The 12,819-nt window shown below is 38.8% G+C and carries 10 protein-coding genes; 3 read left to right on the top strand and 7 right to left on the bottom strand.

All coding sequences use genetic code 11. The annotated features are described in order from the left end of the window. The first annotated feature begins 7 nt into the window (after positions 1-7). From CFY84_RS01525 to CFY84_RS01515, 3 genes are read left to right on the top strand one after another with little or no spacing between them, the layout of a single operon-like run. Positions 8-2,590 carry a fimbria/pilus outer membrane usher protein gene (locus CFY84_RS01525; RefSeq protein WP_088822404.1) on the top strand — a complete coding sequence of 861 codons (2,583 nt, stop codon included), beginning with the start codon at positions 8-10 and terminating at the stop codon, positions 2,588-2,590. 8 nt (positions 2,591-2,598) lie between these two features. Next, positions 2,599-3,627, top strand: a complete 1,029-nt coding sequence (locus CFY84_RS01520; protein ID WP_088822403.1) for a fimbrial protein — start codon at positions 2,599-2,601, stop codon at positions 3,625-3,627. Between the two features lie 27 nt (positions 3,628-3,654). Beyond that, positions 3,655-4,170 (top strand): fimbrial protein, encoded by a 516-nt coding sequence (locus CFY84_RS01515; protein ID WP_088822402.1) that lies wholly within the window; start codon positions 3,655-3,657, stop codon positions 4,168-4,170. A gap of 82 nt (positions 4,171-4,252) precedes the next feature. Here the strand turns inward: CFY84_RS01515 and CFY84_RS01510 are convergent, their stop codons facing one another. The 7 genes from CFY84_RS01510 to CFY84_RS01480 all read right to left on the bottom strand — a co-directional run bounded on the left by CFY84_RS01510 (position 4,253) and on the right by CFY84_RS01480 (position 12,819). After that, positions 4,253-4,642 carry a NirD/YgiW/YdeI family stress tolerance protein gene (locus tag CFY84_RS01510; protein ID WP_088822400.1) on the bottom strand — a complete coding sequence of 130 codons (390 nt, stop codon included), beginning with the start codon at positions 4,640-4,642 and terminating at the stop codon, positions 4,253-4,255. A 192-nt stretch (positions 4,643-4,834) separates the two neighbouring features. Then, positions 4,835-5,581, bottom strand: a complete 747-nt coding sequence (locus CFY84_RS01505) for a YebC/PmpR family DNA-binding transcriptional regulator (protein WP_088822398.1) — start codon at positions 5,579-5,581, stop codon at positions 4,835-4,837. A 180-nt stretch (positions 5,582-5,761) separates the two neighbouring features. Beyond that, entirely contained in the window at positions 5,762-8,911 is a 3,150-nt protein-coding gene (locus CFY84_RS01500; RefSeq protein WP_088822397.1) for an efflux RND transporter permease subunit, read from the bottom strand. After that, on the bottom strand, positions 8,901-10,148 hold the full coding sequence (locus CFY84_RS01495; RefSeq protein WP_088822395.1) for an efflux RND transporter periplasmic adaptor subunit: 1,248 nt from the start codon (positions 10,146-10,148) through the stop codon (positions 8,901-8,903). Before CFY84_RS01495 ends, CFY84_RS01500 begins: the two co-directional genes overlap by 11 nt. Positions 10,149-10,150: 2 nt before the next feature. Continuing rightward, the gene (locus tag CFY84_RS01490; RefSeq protein WP_088822394.1) at positions 10,151-11,527 is read right to left on the bottom strand and encodes a TolC family protein; all 1,377 of its coding nucleotides are present in this window, start codon (positions 11,525-11,527) and stop codon (positions 10,151-10,153) included. 61 nt (positions 11,528-11,588) lie between these two features. Beyond that, positions 11,589-11,960 carry a cation efflux protein, CzcI-like gene (locus CFY84_RS01485; RefSeq protein WP_088822392.1) on the bottom strand — a complete coding sequence of 124 codons (372 nt, stop codon included), beginning with the start codon at positions 11,958-11,960 and terminating at the stop codon, positions 11,589-11,591. Between the two features lie 79 nt (positions 11,961-12,039). After that, positions 12,040-12,819: an amino acid ABC transporter ATP-binding protein gene (locus CFY84_RS01480; RefSeq protein WP_088822390.1), complete on the bottom strand. Its 780-nt coding sequence runs from the start codon at positions 12,817-12,819 to the stop codon at positions 12,040-12,042.

Below are 12,819 nucleotides of genomic sequence, written 5' to 3'. Positions count from 1 at the left end.
CATAAGTATGGTAAAGCTCAAATTTCCCAGAAAGACACTTTATTTAAATATCATTCTTTGTTCTCTTGCCTTATCAAAAAATTTAGCATATGCGCAAGATTATTTTAACCCTGCATTATTATTAAATACTGAGGGTTCAAATATTGCGGATTTATCGAATTTTGAAGAAGGATATCAACTGCCAGGTAATTATCGCGTTAATGTCTACATTAATGATAACTTGGCAGTAAATAAAGAGTTAAACTTTTATCAGACAGCGAAGAGTGATTCTGTCTCTGGCGGTTTGGCGCCTTGTATAGATAGTAAATGGCTCTTATCTTTAGGTGTGAAAGTCTATGATTTTCCTGACCAAGAAACGCTTGCACGTCAAAGCTGTATCGATATAAAAAAATACGTTCCAGAAGCATCGGTAAATTATAACTTTAATTTACAACGGCTTGACATGAGTATTCCTCAAATTTGGATTAGAAGTGATGCTAGAGGGTATATTCCTCCATCTGAATGGGATGAAGGTATCACTGCAGCTTATCTAAACTACAATTTAAACGGAAACTCTTCAGACAAAAGCGACAGCGTTTTTGTGTCTTTAAATTCAGGCTTTAATATTGGCGGTTTTAGATTTAGAAATTTTTCAACATATAATTATATGAACCATCATACTGAAAATATACATCGCTCAAGATGGAATTCAGTACAAAATTATGTTGAAAAATCAATCATTCCTTTAAAAAGTGAATTGGTCATTGGTGATAGCACGATCAATAACAACATTTTCGAAAGTATGGGTTTTCGTGGTGTACGCTTATACAGCTCTGAAGCAATGCTGCCGATCAGTATGCAAGGCTATGCGCCTGTTGTACGAGGCATTGCAAATAGCAAAAGTACCATTACTATTCGACAAAATGGTTATATTGTTTATCAAACCAATGTGAACCCAGGTCCTTTTGAGATCAATGACTTAACAAGCATGGCTTTAAGTGGTGACTTGGATGTCACTGTTGAAGAAACAATGGGTGCAATCCAACATTTTATTGTGCCTTATTCAGGTATTCCGATGCTGTTACGTGAAGGAAGATTGGTATTTGACCTTACAGCTGGGCAATTTAGAAGTGGTAACCGAGACCAAGATAATCCAACTTTTTTCCAAGGGACATTAAGCCGTGGTTTAAAAAATGGGGTGACTGTGTTTGGCGGTACCCAAATTGCATCTAAATACCGTGCAGGGTTATTAGGGATTGGTAAAAATATGGGTCATTGGGGGGCGTTATCTTTTGATATGACGCATGCCAATAGTACCTTGCCGAACCATGAAAAATCCCAAGGTCAATCTTACCGTCTTTTATATTCAAAATCTCTTAATGAGCTAGGTACTACCATTCAGATTTTGGGTTATCGCTATTCTACAAAAGGCTTCTACAACCTCAATGAAGTTGCTTATAAGTCGATGGAGCAGTTAGAACCTGAGAAAAAATTTGATGAATTCGGAAATAGCTTTTATGACCCAAGCTCTTATTATAATTTGAGTTTTACTAAAAAAGGACGCTTTCAAGTCAGTGTTAACCAAAATATTGGTAAATATGGCTCTTTATATGCGTCCGCGAATTATCAGTCCTATTGGAATGCTCCAAAAGACAGTAAGAGCTATCAAATCGGCTACGCAAATGCATTTAAATACTTTACGCTGTCGTTGTCTTGGGCAATGCAAGATTCACCAAATATCTTTAATAAAAAGACCAACACAATTGCTGCCAGCATCTCTATGCCACTGAATGCCTTTTTTGGCAAGCGAGATCGTGTCAACAACGAAGTGTATAGTAATTCGAGTGTGGTTCGAAATTCTTATGGCAGTAATTCAATTCAAACAGGTCTGAATGGCACGCTTGGTGAAGATCGTCAATTTAGCTATAACGTACAACAAGGTCGTAATAGTCAAACTGGTGCGTTTGGTATAGCAGCTGCACATGTCGATACGAAATATGGTAGTGCTGGTGCAAATTATAGCTTTAGCGATGGCGGTAAAGACAAGAGCCTCAACTATGATTTCTCAGGTGGGTTAATTCTTCATTCTGGCGGTATAACTTTCGGTCAAACTTTGGGTGATACCAACATTTTAATTGATGCACAAGGTGCAAAAAATGTAAAAGTTGAAAACTCAACCAATATTTATACAGATTCAAGAGGCTATGCCATTGTGCCGTTTGCTGAAAATTATCGACTCAATCGGGTTGCTTTAGAAGCCGACAGTATGAATGAGCAAACAGAAATTTTAAATAATGTTCAAAACCTTGTTCCAATGAAAGGTGCCATTGTGCGTGCTCGATTTGATACACGTATTGGTCATAGAGCATTAATTACCCTTAAACATCTAAATGAATATGTACCTTATGGTTCAACCATTACTGAGGAATCACAAAAAGTGAGCAGTATTGTTGGAAAAGATGGACAAGCTTATTTAAGTGGTTTGAAAGATGAAGGCACACTCAAAATTTCTTGGGGCACATCTGAAACTGAAAACTGTAATGCCAAATATAAATTTGACAAAGATACATCAGATGTCGGCATTACTAAACTTCAATTAAATTGCCAATAGGAAATTCAATGAACTTTAAAAAAATAAAATATTCACTTGCATTAAGTTGTCCGGCATTTTTTTTAGTGAACCTGTTCAGCCTAAATTCCGCACTCGCTGCAGATTGTTATCCTGCAGGGTCTGCGTTTATTTATAACCATGAATATTCATTTAACTCAACTCAAAACTATCCTGGTTATTCTCCACCATGGAAAGACTTATCTCGAGGTGGGACGTATTCGGTGTCTGGTGCTTGTGCAAATGTTATTCAAAACACTTATTTCACTTTTAAACCTGCAACAGGACTGACATCTGCAGGAAGCAGTGATGGCGCACAATGGTTTGATGTCCCAAATAACGACTACTTACAAGTTGCCATGAAAGTCTATATTGCTGGAAATAGAAAAACTTTTTTCGATGTTCCTCAAAGTTCAATTAGTAACTTATGCAATGGGACGTGTGGCAATTTCTATGGTACGGGTGGACAAGTTAAAGTTAAACTGAGAATTAAAAAGAAATTTGTCGGTCAATCCTTTTTAGTCAACCGTGATATTGGGTATGTCTATGCAGCCTCGTCAGCAAATGACACTCCTAGCCGCCCTATTGTGATTATTCGATTAAATGCCGTAATGACTGTACCTCAATCATGTAGCTTTGATGTAGGCGATGTCATTGAATTTGATTTCGGATCGATTCCATCAAGTGCTTTTTCAGGTGGTGCGGGTACAAAAGCGCAAGGTGTGAATGTGATCACTAAAAATGTTGGCATTGAATGCAAAAATATTGATGCACAACAAATGTTATCTGCACGACTTGAAGTCGCCAATTTCACAAATAATATGATTATTTCAGATAATCCAGATGTTGGTTTTCAACTTGCAGATGTAAACGATACTGTTCTTATTCCAAACAATATCAATAGCTTTATTCCTTTTCGCTTAGATGAAAATGCACGAAGTAACTTTATTTTAAAATCTTGGCCTGTCAGCATCACTGGACAAATTCCAAAAGCTGGGCCTGTGGCAGCTCAAGGTCATATACGTATCGACTTCCAATAAATAATGGCATGATTAAAGGTCTTTATAATGAATATGCTTAAATTTGCGATTACCTGTTGTCTATTGTATGCACCTATTTTGCATGCTGACCCTTTAGTCAAAGTCAATTTACGCTTTAAAGCATTAATTATTGACCGTACCTGTACTGTTGCTGCAGACAGTCAAAACATTAATGTTCCTTTAGGCACATGGGGGACCAAAAACATGCTGAATGTGGGGGATCAAACACGCATGATTCCCTTCACCATTCGTTTACTTGATTGCACAGCAAAAAATGTTTCGCTGGCATTTCGAGGGTCACAAAATACAATTAACCCCAATTTACTTGCATTGTCTAAAGATTCAACTGCAAGCCATGTCGCAATTCAAATTTTAGACAGTAACCAAAAACTATTACCACTTGAAACATTTACTCAGCCTCAACTTGTAAATGAAAACAAAAGTCTGCAGATGAATTTTTTTGCAAATTATATTGCGACTCAAGAAAAAGTGACTGCAGGTACTGCCAATTCAACCGCAACTTTTGTTTTAAACTATGACTAAGCTTGATTTTAAGTGAACGGCGTTTATTTAAAAAAATATAAAACCCACTGTCCCCGCCCTTTTGGGCGAGGCTTTATAAAAACTAGCCAATAATTTGAATACTCACTACCTGAATGTGCTTTGGTTTGGTTTTTAACGTATAGACTTTACCAATTATACGCACACGAACACCGCGATAAAGACGCCCATAAGGGTATAAATTCTGATTAATATGTGCAAAGACATACCCTGTATCATCATATAACGTATATAGTTCGCCATTAATTTGACGATCCACGGTGGCAGTAAACTTTACAATACTGCCATCTACTTCACGAGATGCTTTAACAACAGTGGTGGGCTGTTTTTTCAGTGCCAAAGCCATCACTTCATCTGTATTGACCCCACTGACAATTAATTCATTTTCATCTGCTGCAAATGTTGGTAAAGCACTAACTGCAATTAATCCACCCAATATAATTTTCTTATACATAGTATGTCCTGTCATTTTTATATTAAACATCTAGACATAGTGTATTTTTTTTAACAGAAGAACTCTATTTAGAGTCATCAGATTTATTGTTACTAATATGTGACATGAAATGACGCTTAATTGAGCTGTACTCAACAGCATAAAAAAGCAGCTGTAATGCAGCTGCTTTTTTTATATTTTAAAATCAATGAATTAATCTAATTGCTCTAAGATTTCATCAGGAATTTCAACGTTGGTATATACGTTCTGTACATCATCTAAATCTTCAAACATATCAATCATTTTCATGATTTGTTTTGCTTGATCAAGATCTGTGATTTCAGCTTTAGTAGATGGACTCATCACCACTTCAGCATTGTCTGATTTTAACCCTGCATTGGTTAAAGCATCTTGTACATCACCAAAGGTTTCAGGTGTAGTAATCACTAAAATTTGGTCTTCAGAAACTTCAATATCTTCTGCACCTGCTTCTAATGCCACATCCATAATTTGGTCTTCTAAAGACACATCTTCGAATGCAATTTCTCCACGCTTGGTAAATAAATACGCCACTGAACCTGAAGTGCCTAAGTTACCATTGGTTTTGGTAAAGCAATGACGTACATCAGGCACAGTACGGTTTAAATTGTCTGTCATGGTTTCAACCAATACAGCAACACCACCCACACCATAACCTTCATAGGTTACTTCTTTAAGATCATCATTGTCTTCACCACCCGCCCCACGCTGAATAGCACGGTTAATGGTGTCACGCGTCATATTCACAGAAAGCGCTTTTTCAACTACAGCACGCAGTCTTGGGTTGGCTTGCGGATCAGCTCCGCCAAGTTTTGCAGCAGTCACCAACTCACGAATATATTTTGTAAAAACTTTACCACGACTCGCATCTTGTTTTGCTTTACGATGCTTAATATTGGCCCACTTAGAATGACCCGCCATGTAGATGCTCCTAAAATAATGGATTGAACCCCATAAAAGATGCCGAATTCTAACATATTGCAGAAAATTTAAAAAATATCATCTGCAGCCTTAAACATAAAATACTCATAAAAATACCATCTAAAACAAAAGCACCACAGCCAAGTGAATTGCCTGTGGTGCTTATCATGAAATTAAAAATTAAGTTTGACGCGTAAAACGCTCATTCAACCAACGGTACAGTACAGGCAATACAATTAATGTTAATAATGTCGATGACATCACCCCGCCAATCACTACCGTTGCCAATGGTCTTTGCACCTCTGCGCCTGTACCTGTGGCAAGTGCCATCGGGATAAATCCAAGTGAGGCAACACAAGCTGTCATTAGCACAGGTCTTAAACGAAGTACCGCACCTTGCCACGTTGCTTCAACGATATTTAAATGTTGTCTTAACTCTTTAATGAAACTCAGCATCACAAGCCCATTCAGTACAGCAACACCCGATAAAGCAATAAAACCAATTCCAGCAGACATCGATAATGGTAAATCTCGAAGCCATAACGCAACAATTCCACCTGACAATGCAAATGGTACGCCCATAAATACCAGCGCACTTTCTAATACCCGACCAAATACCGCCAATAATAAAACAAAGATTAAAATGAGTGCGATGGGAACAACAATTTGCATGCGTGTTGTTGCCGATTGAAGATTTTCAAACTGTCCCCCAAAACTGAGCCAATAGCCTGCAGGTAACGTTTGACGGTCAAGGGTACTTTTAACATCTTCAATAAATGAACCTAGATCACGATCACGTACATTGGCTGTCACAACAACACGGCGTTTTCCATCTTCACGGCTAATTTGACTTAAACTTGCAATTTCTTCAACACGTGCTAGATCTTTCAATAGAATTGCTCCACCCGTTGGGCGTTGAATGACCAATTGCTCTAATGCGGTGGCCGTTTGTAGCGCAGGCGATAAGCGCACCACAAAATCAAAACGGCGATCGCCTTGTAGTATTTTGCCAACTGACTGTCCACCAATTGCCAATGCCACTACATCTTGAATCTGTTTAATTGAAATACCATATTGTGCTGCCAATTGATGGTTAATATTAACATTTAACATGGGTAAGCCTTGAGTTTGCTCAACTTTGACTTCACTAGCACCACGAATAGATTTCAGCTGCTGTTCAATTTTTTTGGCTTGCTGATCCAACACCTCTAAATCATCACCAAAAATTTTAACCCCTACATCACTTCGTATTCCTGAGATCAATTCATTGAATCGCAGTTCAATTGGTTGTGAAAACTCATTGCCTTGTCCAGGAATTGTATTGACATACGCCATCATCCGCTCACGTAACTCATCCATGCTTTCTTTGGGGTTTTTCCATTCTGCTCGCGGTTTAAGTAACACAATACTGTCTGAAATATTAGGTGGCATAACATCTGTTGCCACTTCAGCAGTTCCTGTACGAGCAAAGATAGCTTTAATTTCTGTAAATTCAGCAATTAATTGCTTTTCAACACGTTCTTGCATAGATAAAGATTGCTCAATTCCTGTGCTTGGTGCACGCATAAATTGAATTGCAAAATCACCTTCGCTGAGTCTTGGTGTAAATTCACTGCCCATCTTGGCAGCCATTGTGAAGGTGAGAATTAAAATTGCGCCAATGGTTGTTATCAGTGCATATTTAAATTGGTAGGCAAGATCTAAACCTGCCAAATAACCTGATTTAAGTTTAGCCATCCAACGGCTTTCTTTTTCTGCCACTTGACCTGTGACAAACAATGCAACAGCTGCAGGCACAAAAGTGACTGATAAAATCATCGCACCAATTAATGCCAACACCACAGTAATCGCCATCGGATGGAATAATTTCGCCTCAACTCCTGTTAAAGCAAAAATTGGGATATACACCACCATAATAATCAATTGACCATAAATCAGTGGTCGTCTCGCTTGCTGTGCCGCAAGAAATACTTCTTTAAAACGCTCTTGCTTGGTTAATAACCGACCTTGTTGATGCTGAGCAATGGCCAAACGACGAATACAGTTTTCAACAATAACCACAGCGCCATCTACAATAATGCCAAAATCTAAAGCGCCAAGGCTCATCAAATTGGCACTCACATTATATTTTGCCATACCTGTTAAAGTAAAAAGCATTGACAGTGGAATAATACAGGCAGTAATTAATGCTGAGCGAAAATGCCCTAAGAAGATAAAAAGAATCACAATGACCAAGATTGCACCTTCAATCAAATTCTTTGCCACCGTTTGTATGGCTTTGTCCACCAAATTGGTTCGGTCATAAACTGTTTCAATCACCACGCCTTGAGGTAAGCTTTTTTGAATTTGCTGTACTTTGTCATGTACTGCTTGTGCTGTGGTTCGACTGTTCTCACCCATCATCATCATAGCAATACCTAATACAGTTTCTTCGCCATTATACGTTGCACCACCTGTGCGCAAGTCATGCCCTAAAGAAACATCAGCAACATCAGCCACTCGAATAGGATTTCCTGAGATATTGGTGACCAAGACCTGTTCAATCTCTTGCACAGACTTTAAAATACCGGGCACACGAATGGTCAATTGCTGACCATTTTTCTCTATAAAGCCTGCTCCACGGTTTTCATTGTTTTGCTCTAAAGCTTGTACCAATTGCCCAAGGTCAATATTTAACTGCTGTAAACGTGCAAGATTCGGTGAAACCACATAGGTTTTCTCAAACCCGCCAATACTATTGACTTCCGCCACGCCTGCGACACGCTGTAATTGTGGACGAACAATCCAATCTTGAATTTCGCGTAAATCCATAGGTTGGTAAGGTTGCCCATCTGGTTTTTTAGCTTGTGGATCAGCTCGAATCACCCATTGATAAATCTCTCCAAGCCCTGTTGAGATGGGTGACATTTCAGGGTTAACACTGCTTGGTAAGTCATTTCGTGCTTGTTGTAAACGCTCATTGATTAATTGCCTTGCCCAATAAATATCTGTGCCTTCTTGAAAGATCACTGTCACTTGTGATAACCCATAACGTGACACTGAACGGGTTTGTTGCAAATTTGGAATACCTGACATCACCGTTTCAATCGGATAGGTAATTCGCTGCTCAACTTCTTGTGCTGTAAAGCCATTGGCTTGACTGTTAATTTGTACTTGAACATTGGTAATGTCTGGCACAGCATCAATTGATAACTTTTGATAACTAAAAACACCCACTGCAATCCAAATACAGGTAAAGAAAATCACCCAAATGGCATTTTGAATTGAAAACTGGATTAAGCGATCAAAGATCCCTGTTGGCTTTGGCATTGTTACATCATTAGTGACCATGATCAGCTTCTCCTTTTTCCATTTCAGATTTTAAAAGGAAGCTGCCTTGGGTTACATATTTTTGCTGAGTCGATAATCCTGATTTTATAGCCACCCAAGTGTCATCGGCATAAGCATCGTCTAATACCACCACCTGTGGACGAATTGAAATATTGCCTTTATTTTCAGTCACGACAAAGACTGCCGTTTTGCCCTCCACTTGCTGTACTGCTGTTTTTAACACACGAATACGGTCAGCTTGACTGCTTGATTGCAGTTGTACATTGACCATAACATTTGGTTTTAATAGCGCATCAGCCTGAAGTACATCTGCTTGAATTTTAAGTTGCCCTGTCGCTGCATCCGCTTCAGGAGACAATGACTTAATTCGAGCTTGATAAATTTTCTGATCAAAAGACTGAAAACGGATCTGTTGACCTGTTTGCAATTGATTTGCCCAAGCACGTGGCACAACAAATTCAAGCCACAACTGACCCACTTGATCAATTGTTAAGATTTGATCAGAGACCTGAACATACTCACCCACCACCAAATCTTTTTTAGAGATGACGCCATGCATTGGCGATTGAATGGCATAGCATCCTTGTGATTGAGCTGAAGACCCAAGCGCGATTAATTTAGCGCGTAATGCTTTAACTTCAATTTGTGCCCGTGCATAAGCATTGAATGCCCGTAAATAATCTTGTTTGGCTGAAATGCCTTGATCAAATAACGCTTTTTCACGTTGATAATCTTGCTGTGACAGCTTTAAATTTTCTTGAGCAATACTCAAATTGGCTTGTTGTTCAACCAAATCAGGGGTATAGACAACAGCCAACGTTTGCCCTTTTTTAACAATATCACCTAAACCAACATGGACTTGTTCAACCCGACCCGCATAGCTTGGTGAAATATGGGCTTGTTCATCACTGTTACTCACAATTTTAGCGGGATAAAGCTCAATCGTATTGACTTTCCCCAACTCAACGTGAGCAAATTGAATCCCTTGTTCAACCACTTGCTTGGCTGTTAAAACTATCGGCTTTTCTTCATCATGATCTTTGCCACCATCTGCATGTGTGTTTTTAACAGGGGCAGTCGCTGATTCATTGGCATGGTCATGACCATCTTCCTCTTGATGTTCATCACTTGAATTGCTGCTGCCTTTGAGTTGAAAGTATGCAAGCCCAATCACTGTACAGACAATAATAATGATGATCCAAATCCACTCAGTCATTTTGTTTTTTTGTTGGCTCATTATTATTCTCCACCTGTGGCAAGGTTTAAACTGTTATTCCATATGGATTGATTTAATTGGCTCAAGGCGTTTTTGTTAAGGATAGTTTCAGGATCAATACCTAAATGCAGTGCTTTAAGTTGCAGTGATTTTTGCCAAATGGCACGTAAGTCTTGTAATGATTCAAATTGACGTTGTTTTAACGTCGATGTTGCAAGTTGCACATCAGTGACTGCATATTTGCCTGCTTGAAAACCAACAAACATTTTATCGCGTATACGGTTTAACAGCGGAATTTGCTGATGAATCAGTAACTGATATTGCTCTAGCAATATACTCATTTCAGCATAAAGTGCACGCTCATCAAATCGATTTTGCTTTTGATTTCGCAGCGTTTCTTGCTCAAGCAATTGCATTTTTTGTTGTGCAATTTGCTGACTATATTGTTCACGATTAAAAATGGTTAATGGAATTTCAATCCCCACACGTACCTGCTGATCAGTCACATTATTTTCTGCAGCTTTAACACGTGTCGTCCCCAAAATTACAGATGGCATAGGACGTGATTTGGCTTTCAAATAATCAGCTTGTGCTTGCAATTGAGCATGCTGTAATTGCATGCTGCGCTGATATAAATTGTGAGTTGATGATGATGTGGTATCAACCGTTTGATTGGTAATTTCATCAGGTAGCCCTGCTTGAGTCGCCAATTGATACTCTGCATGATCATCACCCCACAAATAAGCAAATTGCTGTTTCAACACACTTAATGCACGGCGCTGTTGTAAAGATTTGGCTTGATTTTCTAAATGGCTAATTTGAATACGATCTAAATCAAGCTGAGATATACTGCCTGCACGTTGCTTTAAAGTGGCAGCTTGCAAGTTGTCTTGACTAATCTTCAACTGCTGATCAAGTACAGCCACCTCTTGTTCTAACACACTAATCTCAGACCAAAAATATAAAATAATTAGCCCTTGTTTGGCCTGATATAACGTCTGATTCAAAGTCACTTCTTGACCTTGTAAATTGGCAGCATAAGCCGCTTTTTTTCGAACCGAAAACACATCAATTGGCTGTGACAATGTGACTTCAAGCTCTTGTTCTTGACCGTTTTTGAAACCAGTTTGTTGAATGGTTAAAGTTGGGTTATCCCAAAGACCGCGCTGACGGGCATTAAATTGAGTGATTTGTTGCTGTTGTTGCCAAACATCAGGTTGCTGATAACGCTGTATTTTTTGAGTGACATCCGCCAATGACAAAACAGGTTGTGCCTGTAATGACATTGCACTACTTGTTAAAAGCATGGCAAGTAGAATACGCCATTTTGGTGTTTTTAACGCTACGGACACACCATATAAATTGTTTTTAAATTGCTGTTTTGAGCATAAGAAAGACATGATAAAGCCCCGTTTACATCATAATATGAGTGACGGTGGGCTGTTTTTTGGCTACCCCACCTTATAGCGGGGTGAGCATTGGAGGGGGCGAGTTAAACTCTAAGTATGGAGATTGATAAGAATTATTCCAATCTAAATGACGGATTGCATCCATCTGAGAACCACGATGCTGATGATACATGGTTTCTGATGCCAAAATAATAGGCGCAAAAGAAGGCAAATGATCGCTATGATCATCTGTATCGACTATTTTCATTGATTTTGCTTGTTCAGCATGTGCTGTATGCGCATGACCTGAAACATGATGCCCTAAGTGCCACTCTTTAGATGACGTCACTGTTTCATGATTGCAAAATGCCGCTGCTACATTCCAAACACTTTGGAAAAGCAGTAAAGCGGTTAGCAATACTAAAAACGTTGACGTATTTTTCACAATAGCACTCAAGAGGCTGATCTTTTTATCATACCGACTTTGGATTAAATATCAATCAGATCTTGTTTATCCTATATGATTAAATCACTTTTGATAAAAAGCTTTTGGTTCGTTCTTCTTGAGGTCTATTTAATACAGCATCGGCACTGCCATGTTCTATCACTGTACCTTTGTCCATGAAAACCACATAATCTGCTACTTCTTTAGCAAAGCCAATTTCATGAGTGACCACCACCATGGTTTTACCTAACTTGGCCAATTGCTTAATTACTGATAAGACTTCACCGACAAGCTCTGGGTCTAATGCAGAGGTGGGCTCATCAAATAAAATAACTTTAGGGTCTAATGCCAAAGTACGTGCAATGGCTACGCGCTGCTGTTGGCCACCTGACAACTGTTGTGGCCATGCATCAACTTTATCGGCTAACCCCACACTGGCCAATAATTTTTTGGCTTTTTCAATGGCTTCCGCTTTACTGATGTCTAAATGTGCCAAAGGGGCTTCAATGATGTTTTGCAATACGGTTAAATGGGGAAATAAATTAAAATTTTGAAATACATAGCCCACATGAATTCGCTGCTTTAACACATCCTTTTCTTTCAGCTCATACAAGGTGTCATTCTTTAAGCGATACCCCATAAACTCATCATCAATTTGAATTACACCTTCATCTGCTTTTTCCAAGCGATTAATGGTACGTAATAACGTGGTTTTACCTGAGCCTGAAGGACCGAGAATAACTGTCACAGATCCTGCTGGAATCTCAAGATGAATATCTTTAAGTGCATAATCTAAACCAAACTTTTTGGTAATGCCTTGAATTGAAATATGACCAATTTTTTTTAATGTCTCTGTCAT

Origin of the sequence: Acinetobacter apis, from assembly GCF_900197575.1 — a bacterium.
GTDB lineage: Bacteria > Pseudomonadota > Gammaproteobacteria > Pseudomonadales > Moraxellaceae > Acinetobacter > Acinetobacter apis.
Note: the sequence above shows the minus strand (reverse complement) of the source record. Positions and strands in the feature narration are given on the sequence as shown.